The sequence below is a fragment of the Amycolatopsis sp. NBC_00345 genome (assembly GCF_036116635.1).
In the GTDB taxonomy this organism is placed as follows: Bacteria; Actinomycetota; Actinomycetes; order Mycobacteriales; family Pseudonocardiaceae; genus Amycolatopsis.
In genome coordinates this window covers 10443522-10459586 of sequence record NZ_CP107995.1, presented here as the reverse complement: position 1 = coordinate 10459586, position 16065 = coordinate 10443522, and the positions used below count along the sequence as shown (strand labels likewise).

Genomic DNA, 16065 nt, shown 5'->3' with positions numbered 1-16065 from the left:
GCTACTTCCCCTTACCCAGCATCGTTCCAGCACGCGCGCGAGCCCAGCGCTCGGCGGCGAGTACATCTTCGACGTCGCGAGGCTCGCGACGCCACTCGTCGGCGGCTTCCACCACCTGCGAAACAGTGTCCACAATCGAGGTGAAACCGGCGTTCTGCGCCAGGAAGGCCGCCACCGCCTCCTCGTTCGCGGCGTTGTAGACGGCGGGCAGGCAGCCGCCCTCGGTGCCCACGTGGCGGGCCAGCTCGACGGCCGGGAACGCCTCGTTGTCGAGCGGCTCGAACGTCCAGCTCGCCGCCGTGTCCCAGGAGCAGGCGGCCGCCGCGCCCGGCACGCGCTCGGGCCAGTGCAGCGCGAGCGCGATCGGCAGCCGCATGTCGGGCGGGCTCGCCTGGGCGATGGTCGAGCCGTCGGTGAAGGTCACCATCGAGTGGACGATCGACTGCGGGTGCACGGTGACGTCGATGCGCGCGGGCTCGACGCCGAACAGCAGCGCGGCCTCGATCAGCTCCAGGCCCTTGTTGATCAGCGTCGCGGAGTTGATGGTGATCAGCGGGCCCATCGACCAGGTCGGGTGCGCCATCGCCTGTTCGACGGTGACATCGGCCAGTTCGGCGCGCTTCCGGCCGCGGAACGGGCCGCCGGACGCGGTGAGCACGAGCCGCGCCACCTCGTTCTCCTGGCCCGCGCGCAGGGCTTGCGCGATGGCGGAGTGCTCGGAGTCGACGGGCACGAGCTGGCCCGGCTTCGCGGCGGCGAGCACGAGCGGCCCGCCCGCGATCAGCGACTCCTTGTTGGCCAGCGCGAGTGTGGAGCCGGTGGCCAGCGCCTTCAGCGTCGGCGCGAGGCCCTGCGAGCCGGGCAGGGCGTTGAGGACGACGTCGACGGCCACCGCGTCGATGAGTTCCGTCACGGCGTCGGCGCCCGCGAAGATGCGCGGGATGCGGAACTCGCCCTTCGAGTAGCCGCGGCGCTGGGCCTCGGCGTACAGCGCGAGCTGGAGGTCCTCCACCGCTGTGGGCCTGCTCACGGCGACGGCGGCCACGCCGTGGGCCAGCGCCTGGGCGGCCAGCGCCCGCGGGTCGGACCCGCCGGCGGCGATCCCGGCCACGGTGAACAGGTGCGGGTTACGGGCGGCGACGTCGAGGGCCTGCGCCCCGACGGACCCGGTCGAGCCGAGCACGAGGACGCTTCGCGAGGTAGTCATCGCCGCTCATTATCGCCCGTCGTGGCGCGGCCCGTCTCCGCGGAGCACCCGGCGGTGTGGGATCATTTCGGCGTACGAGGTCCAGCGGGTCAGGAGGAGTGATCGTGGCAGGCAAGGCGATCGAGAAGCGGCCCGAAGTGGACCCCCGCGACGAGCCGTCGGCGGAGTGGGGCTGGCACGGCTCGTTCCCGAAGGCCACCCGCGTCGCCGGCTGGATCAGCGTGGTCGTGCTGCTGCTCATGCTGAAGGGCAACCACGAGAACAACACGGAGAACGTGTGGCTCGTCGGCCTGGCGATCTTCCTGGCGTTCCTGCTGGTGCTCGACATCCGCAAGCGCCGTACGGCCTGGCGTAAGTAGTTCTTCGTTCGCTACCTTGCGGGCTTATGAAGTCGCGCTGGGTTGCCCTGGTCCTTTCGGTCGTGGCCGGTGTGGCGCTGTTCGCCGCCCCGGCCACTGCTGCTCCCGCACCGGCTCTGGCCCGGTGCACCTTCACCCCGACGCCGGACAACCCGGCCGCCCGCCCGGTGCTCCGGCCGCTGCCGTTCGCCCTGACGCGCGGGACCGTCGACGTCACCTTCCGCTTCAACTACGGCCCGGTCACGCTCCGCCTGAACAGCGGCGGCGCGGCCCCGTGCGCGGTGGCGAACATGGCGAGCCTGGTCCTCCAGCACTTCTACGACCGTTCGCAGTGCTGGCGCCTGTCGAACTCCGCCCGGCTGGGCGTGCTCCAGTGCGGCGACATCTACGAGGTGGAGAAGGGCGGCCCCGGCTACAAGTTCCCGGACGAGGTCACGGGCGCGGAAACGTACCCGCGTGGCACGGTGGCCATGGGCAACCAGGGCCCGGGGACAAACGGGTCGGAGTTCTTCATCGTGCATTCCTTCGCGCACATCCCGGCGCAGTATTCGGTGCTGGGGACCGTGGTTCGCGGCATGTCGGCCATCGACCGGATGGTGGCGGACGGGATCATCCCGACGGACCCGAACGGGCCGTTGGACGGGGCTCCCAAGCATCCGGTGAAGATCGAGCGGGCTTCGATCGGCTGGTAGGCCGAGTCGTTCTTGGACACTCGAAACCGATCAACGGCAAAGGGCCGGGCACTCACCCGCAGGTGACCGCCCGGCCCTTTGCCGGAGAAAACCCTTACCGGTCGCTGGAAGTGGAAGACGGAGCCACCAGCTCACTGGGCCCGCCACCGGACTCACCGGCGACAGCCGCCAGTTCCTCGCCCACCGACTCCGACGACGCGGACTTCTTGCTCTTCGTGAGCAGCGAAGCGACGGCGCCGATCAGGCACACCACGATCGCGAAGCCGAACGCCACCGCGAGGCCGTCCTGGAACGGGCCGGAGATCAGGTTCGGGAAGAAGCTGCGGCCGGTCAGGAACGAGGCCTGGTCCGGGGGCAGCGTGGCGAGCTGACCGCCCAGCAGCTGCTGGATCGGGTTGTAGCCGAGGAACGCCGCGAAGAGCACGGCGACCGCGGGCAGGTGCGCGATCTGGTTGGCCGGCCCCGGCTGCACGCCGTGCGCCATCAGGCCCTGGCTCATCGCCGAGGGCAGGTTGTTCGACAGGCCCGCGATGATCAGGCTGAAGAAGAAGCCGATCGAGAGCACCATGGCCGCGTTCTGGAAGGTCGTCATCATGCCGGAGCCGGAGCCGCGGGCGTCCGCCGGCAGGCTGTTCATCACCTCGGCCCGGTTCGGCGAGGAGAACATGCCCATGCCGATGCCGTTGACCAGCAGGATCGCGGCGAACGACCAGTAGTTGAAGTTCACCGGCAGGATGATCAGCAGCACGAAGGTGATCGCCGTCAGCACCAGGCCGCTCGACGCGAGCATCCGGCTGCCGATCCGGTCGGACAGGATGCCCGAGGTCGGCGCGGCGACCAGGAAGCCGACCGTCATGGGCAACATGTAGATGCCGGCCCACAGCGGCGTCTGCTCGAACGTGTAGCCGTGCTGCGGCAGCCAGATGCCCTGCAGCCAGATGATCAGGATGAACTGCAGCCCACCGCGGCCGAGCGACGCCGTCAGGTTCGCCAGGTTGCCCCAGCTGAACGCCCGGATCCGGAACAGCGAGAGCCGGAACAGCGGGTTGTCCACCTTCGTCTCGATCACGATGAACGCGATCAGCACCGCGATGCCGCCGATCAGGCAGGACAGGACCATCGGGCTGCCCCAGCCGGTCGGCGAGGAGCCGTAGGGCTGGATGCCGTAGGTGATGCCCACCAGCACCGCGATCAGGCCGACGGCGAAGGTGATGTTGCCCCACCAGTCCATCCGCGCGTGCTGGCGGATGCCGGTGTCGTGCAGCTTCAGGTACGCCCAGATCGTGCCGATGACCCCGATCGGGACCGACACGAGGAAGATCAGGTTCCAGTTGATCGGCGCCAGCACCCCGCCGATGACCAGGCCGAGGAACGAGCCCGCGATGGCCGCGACACCGTTCATGCCCAGCGCGAGGCCGCGCTGGTTGGACGGGAAGGCGTCGGCGAGGATCGCCGACGAGTTGGCCATCAGGAAGGCGCCGCCGACGCCCTGCACGATCCGCCAGCCGATCAGCCACAGCGCGGCCGCGTCACCGTCGAACCAGGTGATGGCCAGCATGATCGACGAAAACGTGAAGACCGCGAAGCCCAGGTTGTACATCCTGGCCCGGCCGTACATGTCGCCGAGCCGCCCGAAGCTCACCACCAGCACGGCGGTGACCACGAGGAAGCCCATGATCATCCACAGCAGGTAGCTGGTGTTGGACGGCTCCAGCGGGTTGATCCCGATGCCCTTGAAGATGTCGGGCAAGGCGATCAGCACGATCGACGAGTTGATCGTCGCGATCAGCATGCCCAGCGTCGTGTTGGACAGCGCGATCCACTTGTACCGCGGCCCCAGTTCCGCGACCGAATAAGTCCTGCGCTCCGCCACAGTCGAAGACCTCTCTCGCTCAGTTCCCTTAGCTAGGCTAAGCAACTTGCTTGCGTAAGGCAATCAACTTTCGGAATCGTTTGCGAGAGACCGGTCACAATCACTTGAATGTCCTTTGTGGACTATTTACTTTCACTCGCCCGAGTGAAGGCCGATGACCTTCCCCGGGTTGAGGATTCCGTGCGGGTCGAGGGCCTTCTTCACGGCGTGGTGCAGCTCCAGGACGGCCGGCCCGAGCTCCTGGACCAGGCCCGGCCGCTTGAGCAGCCCGACCCCGTGTTCGCCGGTCACGGTGCCGCCGAGCGCGAGGGCGTCGGCCACGATGTCGTCGAACGCCGCCTGCGCGCGCCGCCGCGCGTCCTCGTCGCCGGCGGGGGTGATGAGCAGCGGGTGGAGGTTGCCGTCGCCGATGTGCGCGATGTTGGCGACCTGCGTGTCGTGCCGCTTCGCCGCGAGGTCGATCCGCGCGAGCATCTCCGGGACCAGGTGCGTCGGCACGCAGACGTCCTCGGTGAGCACCGGGCCGAGCCGCTCCAGCGCCGGGTACGCGAGCCGCCGGGCGGCGAACAGCGCGTCGGCCTCCTCCTGGTCGGACGACTGCGCGGCCCAGGTCGCGCCCGCCTTCTCGAAGCACTCCAGCATCACGGCGGCCTCGCGGTCCCCCGCCTCGCCCGGCGCGTCGCTGCGGCCCAGCAGCACGACCTCGGCGTCGGCGGACAGGCCCATGTTCTTCCACGCGTCGACGGCGGCCAGGCAGTGCCGGTCCACCAGCTCCAGCGCCGAGGGCACCACCCCGGAGGCGACGATCGCGGCGGCGGCCTCACCCGCGGCGACGGTGGAGTCGAAGTAACCCGCGATGGTCCGCTCGGGCGCGCGCTGGGGCCGCAGCCGCACCGTAACCTCGGTGACCACGCCCAGCGTGCCCTCGGAGCCGACCATCAGGCCCGCGAGGTCGTAGCCGGCCACGCCCTTCGCGGTGCGCCGGCCGAGCCGCACCAGCTCGCCGGTGCCGGTGACGACCTGCAGGCCGAGCACGTAGTCGCGGGTCACGCCGTACTTCACGCAGCAGACGCCGCCCGCGTTGGTGGCCACGTTGCCGCCGATGGTCGACCACGGTGAGCTGGCCGGGTCCGGCGGGTACCAGAGGCCCTGGGCGGCGCAGGCCGCGCGCAGGTCGTCGTTCACCACGCCGGGCTCGACGACGGCCAGCCGCTCGACCGGGTCGATCTCGAGGATCGCCGTCATCCGGTCCATCACCAGCACCACGCAGCCCTCGACGGCGTTCGCGCCGCCGGACAGCCCGGTGCCCGCGCCGCGCGTGACCAGCGGCGTTCCGTGTTTGACGCAGTGCCGCACGGTCGTCTGCACCTCGTCCGCCGTCCGCGGCCGCACGACCACGGCGGGCTGCGCGTACGGCGCCCACTCCGCCTCGTCGTGGGCGAAGCTGCGCAACACGTCGGGGTCCCGCACGATCCGGTCCCCGGGGAGTACGGCTACGAGGTCGTCGATCAGCATCGGGTGAGTCCCTTCGTCGCGGCTTCTCCCGCCAGATTAGGTCCGGGCTCCGAATCCCTGTCGAAACGCCCGCCCCTCCTTCGACGCATCAGCAGGGAGATCGAGCGGAGCCGCCAGGGAGGCAGCCATGGAAACCACCGTCAGCGGCCGCGGGATCGCGATGCTCCGGGCCGTCGCCGCCGGGCGCGGCGAGATCGGCTACGGGGCCGAGCCGGACCTGTTCGTCGACGGGCTCCCGTGCTGCGACCAGTACGCCGCGCACGCGCTGGCCCACGGCGGATTCGTCCGCTCCGCACGGCCGGTCCGGCCCGGGCGGCGGATGCCGGCCGTGCTCACCGCGGCGGGGCTGGCCCTGGTCACGGGTTGAGCGAAACAGGGAAAGGGGCCCTGACGGCCGCCGGGGAGAGCGGACGTCAGAGCCCCTTTCGCGGGCAACGGCTCAGGTGTCGAGCGAGCCGTAGACGATGATGTTGTCGAGATAGCTGTGGGCCGAAGCGTCGAACGCGCCGCCGCAGGTGATCAGCCGGATCTCCGGCGCGGTGGTGTTCCCGTACACGGCTTCGGTGGGGAACGACTGCTTCGCGATCTGGTCCACTTTGCTCACGGTGAAGGTGGCCTTCGACCCATCCTGCCGGCCGACCACGATCTGGTCGCCCTTCTTCACCTCGTGCAGCCGCCAGAAGATGCCCTTCTGGTGGTTGCCGTCGATGTGCCCGAGCACCACGGCGGGGCCGACCTGGCCGGGCGTCGGGCCGTAGGAGTACCAGCCCGCCTGCAGCGGCTGGTCGACCGGCGGCACCTGCACCGTCTTGTCCTGGTTGAGGCCGAGCGGCACCAGCGAGGAGTGCGCGTCGATGCTCGGCACGTCGACCGACACCGGGACCGAGCGCGACAGCCCGACGGCCGGGGCGGCGGCCGCGGGTGCCTGCTGCGCCGGCGCCGGCGAACCGCAGCCGATCAGCGCGAAGTTCGCGACGAGCGCGAGCAGCAGGGCGAAGAGCCCGAACCGGGAACGGGTCACTGCTCGGTCACCGCGGCCAGGGTGCCGTCACCGGTCTCCGGCGCGCCCGCGGGCACGACGGTGACCTGGCCCGGTCCCTGGGCCGGCGGCTTCGCGGGCGCGGTCGGGGTGGTGACCACGGCCGGCGCGACCTTGCCGCAGGTGGACGACGCGAGCACGATGTCGCCGCTGCCCAGCGCGCCGAGCGTCTTGCCGCCCAGGAGCTTCACGTGCAGCGCGTTCACGGTGAGGCTGCCGTCGGCGTGCTTGACCTGCTCGTTCACGATCACCTGCAGGACCCCGGGCACGCCGATCTTCTGGTTCGGGCCCGTGCCGACCGGCAGCTTGCCGATCCGGCCGAGGTCGAGGTTCGCGATGTCGGACGACGCGGTGATGCCGTCGGAGGTCGACTTGCACTCGGAGCTGATCACGCTGGCCTTGGGCGTGCTGCCCGCGAGCGGCGCCAGCACCGGCAGCGTGGCGTCGACGATGGCGGCCTTGGACTGCACCGGCCCGCTGTCGCCGTCCTGCTTCGCGGAGCTGGTGACGGCCTTGGCGGTGACCAGGCCCTTCAGCGGCACGTCCACGACCGAGGCCGAGGTGGGCCCGTCGGTGCTGGACGGCGCGAGCTTGCCCGTCTCCACGGAGATTCCCTTGTCCCCCAGCACTCCCGCAAGCAGGGAGACCGAGGCGGAGGCCCCGTACGCCGACCCGGCCGGCGAGTCGGCGGCGACCGCCGAAGGGGCGGCGGTGGCGAGCAGGGCCAGCGCCGGAGCAGCGACCACGAAGGTCCGTCCGCGCAGCAGGGCAGAGCGCATGAATTGTCCTTCCGAACATCAAGAATGGATCCCACCGGCGGATCCCCGAATCCGCGCGTGACCAGACGTAACTGTCGATCACCGGCGAGACCGCGACGCTATCAAGGGCCCCAGGAATAACAAAACAAGATCGGCAACGCGGTGCGTCGAACCAGCCTCCACAGTGACCACGTTTTCCGCAATTTCACCACTAAAGAGTGATGTAACGCGGCGGCTCCGCCGGGATTTCCCTACTCTGAGCCACTGAAACCCGGGCCCGACTGGAGGATCTCCGCGCCGTCCACTCTGAGGGGTGATCCTGCGATGCGGGAAATTCACGCACTCACCGTGATGTGACCGCTACGGCCGCAACCTCCGGCGGGCTCCGCGAAATCCTCCGAAAAACGCGACTTGGGTGATCACCCGCAGATAACCGAAACATCGCGGAAATTGTCCACTATGGAGCGTTGGCCGCCGTTCGCGGCGCTCGCCGGCTCCATTACCACATGGCCACCCGGCCGAGTACAGGAGCATCCCCGGAAACGCGCTTCACCCGTAGTCGGGTTGCCGGAATGGCAAATTTCCTTGCGCTCCGGCCCCGGGTCCGCCGACTGTGGAGCCCGCACCGCCCGCTCCGGAGGAAGGACCTCGATGACCACCGAAAGCACGCAGTTCTGGGAAAATCGCTACCAGAACACGGATCCCAGCTGGGGCACCCGGCCCAACGCGGTCTTCGCCGACGTCGTCCCCGCGTTGTGCCCCGAGTCGGGCACGGCGTTGGATCTGGGCTGCGGCCACGGTGGCGACGCGCGGTGGCTCGCCGCGCGGGGCTGGCGCGTCACGGCTGTCGACGTGTCGGAGACGGCGCTGGCGCGGATCGCCGAAGCGGCTGAGGCCGACGGGGTGACCGAGCGGCTCACCGTGGCCTGTCACGATCTTTCCCGCAGTTTCCCGGAAGGCGCGTTCGACCTGGTGTCCGCCAGTTACTTCCACAGCCCGGTGGAGTTCCCGCGCGAGCGGGTCCTGCGCCGGGCGGCCGAGGCGGTTGTCCCCGGCGGGCTGCTGCTCGTCGTCGACCACGGGTCGGCCGCGCCGTGGTCCTGGAACCGCGACCAGGTTTTCCCCACCCCGCAGGAGACCGCCGACGAGCTGGACCTCGGGCCGGGCTGGCACGCCGAGCGGCTCGACGCGCCCCGTCGCACCGCCACCGGCCCGGACGGCCAGGTCGCCGAGGTGACCGACAACGTCATCGCCCTGCGCCGCGAGCGGTGAGCAGTGAGCGCTGAGACTCAGCAGGGCACGGCCACAGGCTCGCGCAGGAAGACGGCCGTGCCCTCCGCGAGCACGTCCGCGCGCGTGACCAGCACGTCGATCTCCGCCCAGCGGCGGGCTTCCCGCTCGTGGTCGGGGACCAGCGACCGGCCCACGAGCGCCAGCAGCGTGTCGATCTCGTAGGCGAGGTCGGCCAGCCGCAGGAACGGCACGTAGTCGGCCTCGGTGCCCGGACCGTGCCGGCCCGCCCAGTCGCAGGCACCGTGGCCGGCCGAGCGGCAGACGTCGCGGAGGTTCTCGCGGATCCGCTCCTGACGATCGACCACGCTGTGCGGCGCGTCGCGGGAGAAGCTGCTCCGGATGTTCCAGGCCACCGAGAGCAGGCAGCGGCCGGCATCGTCCATCGACGTGTTCATCACCGCGAAGAGTGTGTCGGTCCCGGCGCCGTCCGCCGGGCCGGACACGCGGGAGGACACCCCAACGGGCGACGTCAGCGGCCTTCGAGACGCAGCGCTAGGCCGTCCAGGAGGGAACGCAGGCCGAGTTCGAACACCTCGTCCAGGACGAGGTCGTACCCCTCGGTGGACAGCGTGGCGAGCATCCGGCCGAACACCGGGTAACGGCCGGAGCCGATGATCGCCGAGAGGGCCGGTTCCTGGGTGGCCATCCAGTCGTCCTCGGACAGCCCGGAGCTGCCGAGCGCCTGCTGCTCGCGTTCGAGGTGGATCGCGATGCCCTGCACGAAACTGAAGAGCAGCACGTGCAGATCGCACAGCTGCGCCGCGTCGAGGCCGAATTCGTCCAATGCGGACAGTACCCATTCCGCGTGCACGGCCAGGTTCGGCAGCGGCATCGGCCGGGTGACCGGCGCGAGCTGGGCGAGCCACGGGTGCCGCCGGTACAGCGACCACAACGTCCGCCCGCCCAGTTCCAGCCGCGCCCGCCAGCCGGACGGCGGCCGCGCCGGGTAACCACGCTCGCCGTACGCCGCATCGGCCATCAGGACGACCAACTCGTCCTTGCTCGCGACGTGGCGGTACGGCGACATCGGCGCGACGCCGAGCCGGGCCGCGACGCCGCGCATCGACAGCACCGCCAGCCCTTCGTGGTCGGCGATGTCGAGCGCGGCCCGGACGATCCGGCCGCGGGTCAGCTCCTCCGAACGGCCGCGCGGCGCGGGCCGGCGGGCGGGCTTCTCCCCCAGCCCACCGGCGACGACGGTGCCCGAGCGCGGTTCGGCGCGGAGCAGCCCCTCTTGGACGAGCACACCCAGCGCCTTCGCCGCGGTCGCCGTCGCGACTCCGTGCTCGGCGGCGAGCCCACGGGTCGACGGCGCCTTCGCGCCCGGGACCAGCTCCCCGTCGGAGATCCGGCGCCGGAGTTCGGCGGCGATGGTCAGGTACCGCGGCTCGGCTGTCACACCCGTCTCCTATCTGTACTAGTACAGGGTACCCACTGTGCTAGGTCAGTTTTGGCGTACCAACCAGCTCGATGCCACTGTGTCGAGTGTACGCAGATAGCGTCCGAAACTGGAGGAAACCATGCGCGACGTCCTGATCTCCGGAGCCGGCATCGCCGGCCCGGCACTGGCCCACTGCCTGCGTCACCGGGGCTTCAGGGTGACCGTGGTGGAGCGGACGGCGGCTCCGCGCGAGGGCGGCCAGGCCGTCGACGTCCGCGGCGTCGCGCTCGACGTGGTGGACCGGATGGGCCTGGGCGAGCCGGTGCGGGCCGCGCGCACCCGGATGAAGGGAATGTCCATGATGGACGGTTCAGGCACCGAGCTGTTCCGCTCCGAGGACTTCGCTTACACCAGCGGACGGCTCGACAGCGAGGACGTCGAACTGCTGCGCGACGACCTGATCGCGATGCTGCACGAAGCCACGAAGGACAGCGTCGAGTACGTGTTCGACGACTCGATCACCGCGCTGCACCAGGAAGAACACAGCGTGCGCGTGGAGTTCGAACGCGGCGGCTTCCGCACCTTCGATCTCGTCATCGGCGCGGACGGCGTCCACTCGGCCGTGCGGCGCCTCGCCTTCGGGCCGGAGGCGGGGTTCACCACGCACCTGGGCCAGTACCTGGCGATCTTCCCGACGCCGAACCTCCTGGGCCTGGACAATTGGCAGGTGTGGTTCCGCGACGAAGACGCCCGCGCCGGCGGTGTCGCCTACCCGGTGCGCGACAACACCGAGCTGCGGGTCACGCTCGGCTTCATGGCCGAGCCGCTGACCTACGACTACCGGAACACCTTGCAGCAGAAGGAAATCGTCGCCGAACGGCTGGCCGGCGCCGGCTGGGAGGTGCCGAAGCTGCTCGCCGCGATGGCCGACGCCCCGAACTTCTACTTCGACGCCATGGCCCAGATCCACATGGACCACTGGACCAACGGCCGCGTCGCGCTCGTCGGCGACGCGGGCTACTGCGCGTCCGCGCTTTCGGGCCAGGGCACCAGCCTCGCGCTCGTCGGCGCCTACGTGCTGGCCGACGAACTCGGCCGCCCCGGCGTGGACCACACCGCGGCCTTCGCCGCCTACGAGCGGCGTCTGCGCCCGTTCGTCGAGCTGAACCAAGCGCTGGCAACGGAGAATCCGGGTGGCCCGGCCGCCGAGGAATCGGTGGAACGGGCGAAGAACGGCATCACCCTCGACGCCGAGATGGTCGGCTGAGCCAGTTCACACGCCGTCTCCGGGGGCGACGAGGCCGGTTTCGTAAGCGAGGACAACGGCTTGCGCACGGTCGCGGAGGGCCAGCTTGGCGAAGATGCGCGCCACGTGCGTCTTGACCGTCGCCTCGCTGAGGGTCAGCGTCGTGGCCAGCTCGGCGTTCGACCGGCCCCGGCCCAGCAGCGTCAGGACTTCCAGCTCCCGGGGCGTCAGCGCGGTGAGGTCCCGGTGGACGGCCGGCGCCGCCACGGGACCGGACGCGAAACGCTCGACCAGCCGCCGGGTGATCGACGGGGCGAGCAGGGCGTCGCCGGTGTTGACCAGCCGCACCGCCGCGACGAGGTGTTCCGGGGTCACGTCCTTCAGCAGGAAGCCGCTGGCACCGACGGCGAGAGCGGCGTACACGTAACGGTCGAGGTCGAAGGTGGTCAGCATCAGCACGCGGCAGGCGGGTGACTGCGCGAGGATCCGCCGCGTGGCCTCCAGGCCGTCGACGTTCGGCATGCGGACGTCCATCAGGACGACGTCCGGTCGCAGCGCGCGGTCCATCGACACGGCCTCGGCCCCGTCGGCCGCCTCGCCGACGACGTCGATCCCGCCCGAAGCGAGGATCATCCGGAAGCCGGTGCGCACGAGCGCCTGGTCGTCGGCGATGACCACCCGGGGCGCGGCGGCGGTCACGGGTGTTCCAGCGGGATCCGGGCGCGGACCCGGAACCCGCCGCCGAGCCGCCGCCGGGCGTCCAGGTCGCCGCCGAAGACCCGCACGCGCTGCCGCAGCCCGAGCAGACCGCGGCCGTCCTGCGGCTCGGCCGGAGCGGGGCGATCGCCGGAAAGCACACTGGGGCCGCTGTTGAGCACCTCCACGCGCAGGTAGTGGTCGGTGTAGCGGACCAGCACCTCGGCCTTCGACCCGTCGCCGTGTTTGAGCGCGTTGGTCAGCGCCTCCTGGATGATCCGGTACGCCGTCAGGTCCACTCCGGACGGCAGCGGCCGCGGCTCGCCGGAGATACGCACCTCCACCGGCAGCCCGGCGAACGCGATCCGGTCGACCAGCGGGCTGAGCCGGCTCAGGCTGGGCTGCGGGGACAGCTCGCCCGGTTCCCCGCCGTCGGCCGGCGGGGCGAGCACACCGAGCAGGTGCCGCAGTTCGGTCATCGTGTCCCGGCCGGCGGCCTCGACGGCCAGCAGCGCTTCGGCGGCCTGGCCGGGCTCCGCGTCCAGCACCCGGCGGGCGGCCCCGGCCTGGACCACCATGAGGCTGACGTTGTGGCTGACGATGTCGTGCAGTTCCCGGGCGATCCGGGCCCGCTCGGCGCCGACCGCGCCCTGCGCCGCGCTTTCCCGCTCACGCTCCAGCAGCCAGCCGCGTTCCTCCAGCGCCTTGGCGAACGCGCGGCGGGCCCGGCCGGCGCGGACCGCGAACACCAGCGCCACCACCGCGGCCAGCGCCGCGACGACCGGCCAGATCACCCCGGGCTCCCACACGGTTTCACTGTCCCAGGCCGTCAAGGACTTCGCATCATCCAGCGGGGCCAGCGCGTACATCCCGGGGATGACCCCGGCCGCGCGGTTACCCCCGCGGGTTGATGCCCGCCCCGCCGCCGATGCCTCAGGATGGCGCACTGTGAGCCAGGAAAACAGCAGGGCGCAGGTGGTCGTCGAGCTGACCGCCGTGCGGAAGGAGTACAGCGACTCGGCCGCGCTGGACGGGCTGTCGCTGAAGATCCACGCCGGCGAGGCGGTCGCGGTGATGGGGCCGTCGGGCAGCGGGAAGTCCACCCTGCTGAACGTGGTGGCCGGGCTGGACCGGCCGACGTCCGGGTCCGTGGTCGTGCACGGCGAAGACCTGGGGAAGCTGAACGAAACCGGTCTCGCGCTGTTCCGCCGCCGCCGGATCGGCATGATCTTCCAGTTCTTCAACCTGCTCGACGACCTTCCGGCGCTGGACAACGTGGCGCTGGCCGCCCAGCTGACCGGGACACCCGCCGCGCCGGCCCGCAAACGCGCGCTGGAACTGCTCGGCGAGCTCGGCATCGCCGGGCGGCGGAACATCTACCCGGCCCAGCTCAGCGGTGGGGAACGGCAGCGCGTCGCGGTCGCGCGGGCGCTGATGAACCGGCCCGCCCTGCTGCTGGCCGACGAGCCGACGGGGGCGCTGGACAGCCGGTCCGGCGAGCAGGTGATGGACCTCCTGCTCGACCTCAACCAGATCGGCCAGACGCTCCTATTGGTGACGCACGACGAACGGCTCGCCACCCATTGCGCGACCCGCCTGGTCGAAGTCGTCGACGGCCGCGTCGCGCGCGAGAGCACGCTGGGGCGGACACCGTGAACGCGGTGTGGCGGGTCGCGCGGGCGGCGGTGCGGCGGCGCCGGCTCCAGACGATCGTGATCGGCATCGTGGTCCTGGTTTCCACGGCGACGATGGTGCTGGCGCTGGGATTGCTGACGACGGCGTCGGCCCCGTTCGACCGGGCCCACGCCCAGCAGAACGGCGCGCACCTGATCGTGACGTACGACAACGCGGTGGTGCCGGACGACCGGCTCGCCCAGACCGCCGTCCGGCCCGGGGTCGAGGCAGCGGCCGGGCCGTTCGGCCAGACGCGGCTCCAAGCGGTGGACGAGGAAAACGGGTTCCGCGGGCCCAGCCTGACCACGGTCGGGCGCGCGGACCCCGGCGGTGCGGTGGACCGGCTGACCGTCTGGCAGGGGCGCTGGGCCACCGGCTCCGGCGAGATCGTGCTGAACCAGCCGCCCGGCGAACTCGGGCCCAGGCAGCTGGGTTCCCGCGTGGAGTCCCCCGGGCACCCAGCGCTCACCGTCGTCGGTTTCGCCTTCTCCGTGAGCGCGTCCGCCGACGCCTGGGTCAGCCCCGCCCAGCTGACGGAGCTGGGGCCGACCGCCACCCAGATGCTGTACCGCTTCACCAGCGCCGCAACCGCCGACGAGCTCCGGGCGGACCAGGCCGTGGTGACGGCCGGGCTGCCCCCGAAGGCGACGCTCGGCTCGGCGTCGTACCTCGCCCTGCGGGAGGCGGCCGGCTCCGAGTCCGGGGTGTACATCCCGTTCCTGGTCGTCTTCGGGATCCTCGGCCTGGCGGTGTCGGTCCTGATCGTCGCCAACGTGATCAGCGGGGCGGTCGTGGCGGGAGTCCGGAACATCGGGATGCTCAAGGCCCTCGGCTTCACCCCGAACCAGGTGATGGCGGTCTACCTGGTGATGGTCGCCGTTCCGTCCGCGTTCGGCTGCGTGCTGGGCACGGTCGCCGGCAACCTCGTCGCGGGGCCGCTGCTGGCCGACGCGTTCCAGGGCTTCGGCGTGACCGACGTCGGTGTCGCCCTTTGGGTGGACGCCCTCGCGCTGGTGGGCATGCCGATGGTGGTGGTGCTCGCCGCGCTCGTCTCGGCGCTGCGGGCCCGCCGGCTGCCCGCCGCACGCGCGATCAGCGTCGGCGCCGCGCCCCGGGCCGGCCGCGCGCTCGTGGTCCAGCGGTGGCTCAGCGGCACGCGGCTGCCGCGCTCGGTCAGCCTCGGCCTCGGCGTGCCGCTCGCGCGCCCGGCCCGGACCGCGCTGACCCTGGCCGCCATCGTCCTCGGCGTCGTGACCGTGACCCTCGCGAGCGGCGTGACGCTTTCCGTTACCGCGTACCGAAACGCGGTCGCCCCGTCCTACTCCGACCGGGTCGGGCTGATGGCGGGGACGTCCAGTGAGCCCCTGCCACCAAGGCAATCGCGGCCGCGCCCACCGAAGCTGGGCGACGCGCAGGACGAGGCCCTGCTGCGCTCGACACCGGGCGCGGTCCACGTCGCGGCGACGTCCCGGCAGGAGGCCGGCGTGACCGGCGGACCGGCGGCCACCGTCGTCTTCTACCGCGGCGACGGCGCGGACCTCGGCCCACAAGTCCTCAGTGGACACTGGCCGGACGGACCCGGCCAGGTGGCGGTCCCGTCCCGGTTCCTGAACCAGCGCGGCCTGGCGATCGGCGACACCGTCACGCTGGAGCTGGGCGGCCACCGCGCGCCGGTGCGGATCGTCGGGCTCGTGCTGGCCAACAACGCCTTCCAGATCTTCGCCGGCTGGGCGACGCTCGGGCAGCTGGCGCCGGGCACCCGCGCCGACGGCTACCAGGTCCAGCTGGCCCCCGGCACCGACCAGCAGGCGTACCTGAACGCCGTGACGGCCGGCGACCCGGGGCTGCAGCTCGCTCCACCGCGCGACAACAGCTCGTCCCAGGCCACGGTCCTGATCAGTGCCGCGACCCTGCTGACGCTGGTGCTCGGCGTCGTCGCGGCGCTCGGCGTCTTCAACACCGTGGTCCTCAACGCCCGCGAACGCCGCCGTGACCTGGGCACGCTCAAGTCGATCGGGATGACACCACGCCAGGTCACGGTGATGATGGTGACGTCCATGGGCGCGCTCGGCGTGGTGGGCGGGCTGCTCGGGCTGCCCCTCGGCGTCGTGGCGCACCAGCTGATCGCCCCGGCCATGATGGCGGCGAGCCAGTCCGACACTCTCGCCGTCGTGACGGACGTGTACCGCCCGCCGCTGCTCGTCCTGCTCGCACTGGCCGGGATCGCCATCGCCGTGCTCGGCGCCCTGGTCCCCGCCAGGTCCGCGGCCCGGACGACGATCGCCGAGGTGCTGCACAACGAGTGAGCGCACCGTGTTCCTCCGCTGTTCAC

General features: G+C 71.3%; 16 protein-coding genes. 7 read left to right on the top strand and 9 right to left on the bottom strand.

Features of this window, described 5'->3' with window-relative positions:
• Window position 1: 1 nt before the first annotated feature.
• Window positions 2–1207, bottom strand: a complete 1206-nt coding sequence (dxr, locus tag OG943_RS47860) for a 1-deoxy-D-xylulose-5-phosphate reductoisomerase (RefSeq protein ID WP_328607501.1) — start codon at window positions 1205–1207, stop codon at window positions 2–4.
• 104 nt (window positions 1208–1311) lie between these two features.
• On the opposite strand from dxr, the gene OG943_RS47855 reads away from it, so the two are divergent.
• Both OG943_RS47855 and OG943_RS47850 read left to right on the top strand, forming a co-directional pair.
• Entirely contained in the window at window positions 1312–1566 is a 255-nt protein-coding gene (locus OG943_RS47855; RefSeq protein ID WP_091628242.1) for a DUF2631 domain-containing protein, read from the top strand.
• 26 nt (window positions 1567–1592) lie between these two features.
• Window positions 1593–2258, top strand: coding sequence for a peptidylprolyl isomerase (locus tag OG943_RS47850; RefSeq protein ID WP_328607500.1), 666 nt, complete (start codon window positions 1593–1595; stop codon window positions 2256–2258).
• A 94-nt stretch (window positions 2259–2352) separates the two neighbouring features.
• On the opposite strand, the gene OG943_RS47845 is transcribed toward OG943_RS47850, so the two are convergent.
• Window positions 2353–4131 (bottom strand): MFS transporter, encoded by a 1779-nt coding sequence (locus OG943_RS47845; protein WP_328607499.1) that lies wholly within the window; start codon window positions 4129–4131, stop codon window positions 2353–2355.
• 132 nt (window positions 4132–4263) lie between these two features.
• Window positions 4264–5646, bottom strand: coding sequence for an FAD-binding oxidoreductase (locus OG943_RS47840; protein ID WP_328607498.1), 1383 nt, complete (start codon window positions 5644–5646; stop codon window positions 4264–4266).
• Between the two features lie 127 nt (window positions 5647–5773).
• On the opposite strand from OG943_RS47840, the gene OG943_RS47835 reads away from it, so the two are divergent.
• Complete coding sequence (locus tag OG943_RS47835; RefSeq protein ID WP_328607497.1) at window positions 5774–6013, top strand: hypothetical protein; 240 nt, start codon at window positions 5774–5776, stop codon at window positions 6011–6013.
• Between the two features lie 72 nt (window positions 6014–6085).
• Here OG943_RS47835 and OG943_RS47830 read toward each other — a convergent pair whose 3' ends face one another.
• The gene (locus tag OG943_RS47830; RefSeq protein WP_328607496.1) at window positions 6086–6667 is read right to left on the bottom strand and encodes a class F sortase; all 582 of its coding nucleotides are present in this window, start codon (window positions 6665–6667) and stop codon (window positions 6086–6088) included.
• On the bottom strand, window positions 6664–7464 hold the full coding sequence (locus OG943_RS47825) for a choice-of-anchor P family protein (protein ID WP_328607495.1): 801 nt from the start codon (window positions 7462–7464) through the stop codon (window positions 6664–6666). The genes OG943_RS47830 and OG943_RS47825 overlap by 4 nt, the downstream gene beginning before the upstream one ends.
• A gap of 630 nt (window positions 7465–8094) precedes the next feature.
• Between OG943_RS47825 and OG943_RS47820 the strand changes: the two genes are divergently transcribed.
• Window positions 8095–8715, top strand: a complete 621-nt coding sequence (locus OG943_RS47820) for a class I SAM-dependent methyltransferase (protein ID WP_328607494.1) — start codon at window positions 8095–8097, stop codon at window positions 8713–8715.
• 17 nt (window positions 8716–8732) lie between these two features.
• On the opposite strand, the gene OG943_RS47815 is transcribed toward OG943_RS47820, so the two are convergent.
• Complete coding sequence (locus tag OG943_RS47815; RefSeq protein ID WP_328607493.1) at window positions 8733–9179, bottom strand: hypothetical protein; 447 nt, start codon at window positions 9177–9179, stop codon at window positions 8733–8735.
• A gap of 26 nt (window positions 9180–9205) precedes the next feature.
• Window positions 9206–10135 (bottom strand): TetR/AcrR family transcriptional regulator, encoded by a 930-nt coding sequence (locus tag OG943_RS47810; protein ID WP_328607492.1) that lies wholly within the window; start codon window positions 10133–10135, stop codon window positions 9206–9208.
• A gap of 121 nt (window positions 10136–10256) precedes the next feature.
• Between OG943_RS47810 and OG943_RS47805 the strand changes: the two genes are divergently transcribed.
• Window positions 10257–11384 (top strand): FAD-dependent monooxygenase, encoded by a 1128-nt coding sequence (locus tag OG943_RS47805; RefSeq protein ID WP_328607491.1) that lies wholly within the window; start codon window positions 10257–10259, stop codon window positions 11382–11384.
• A gap of 6 nt (window positions 11385–11390) precedes the next feature.
• Here OG943_RS47805 and OG943_RS47800 read toward each other — a convergent pair whose 3' ends face one another.
• Together OG943_RS47800 and OG943_RS47795 are read right to left on the bottom strand one after the other, a co-directional pair.
• Window positions 11391–12062: a response regulator transcription factor gene (locus tag OG943_RS47800; RefSeq protein ID WP_328607490.1), complete on the bottom strand. Its 672-nt coding sequence runs from the start codon at window positions 12060–12062 to the stop codon at window positions 11391–11393.
• Window positions 12059–12928, bottom strand: a complete 870-nt coding sequence (locus OG943_RS47795) for a sensor histidine kinase (protein WP_328607489.1) — start codon at window positions 12926–12928, stop codon at window positions 12059–12061. The genes OG943_RS47800 and OG943_RS47795 overlap by 4 nt, the downstream gene beginning before the upstream one ends.
• Window positions 12929–13007: 79 nt before the next feature.
• On the opposite strand from OG943_RS47795, the gene OG943_RS47790 reads away from it, so the two are divergent.
• The gene (locus tag OG943_RS47790; RefSeq protein WP_328607488.1) at window positions 13008–13715 is read left to right on the top strand and encodes an ABC transporter ATP-binding protein; all 708 of its coding nucleotides are present in this window, start codon (window positions 13008–13010) and stop codon (window positions 13713–13715) included.
• A complete protein-coding gene (locus OG943_RS47785; protein WP_328607487.1) occupies window positions 13712–16039 on the top strand; it encodes an ABC transporter permease in 2328 nt (775 codons plus the stop codon). The genes OG943_RS47790 and OG943_RS47785 overlap by 4 nt, the downstream gene beginning before the upstream one ends.
• Window positions 16040–16065: the final 26 nt, after the last annotated feature.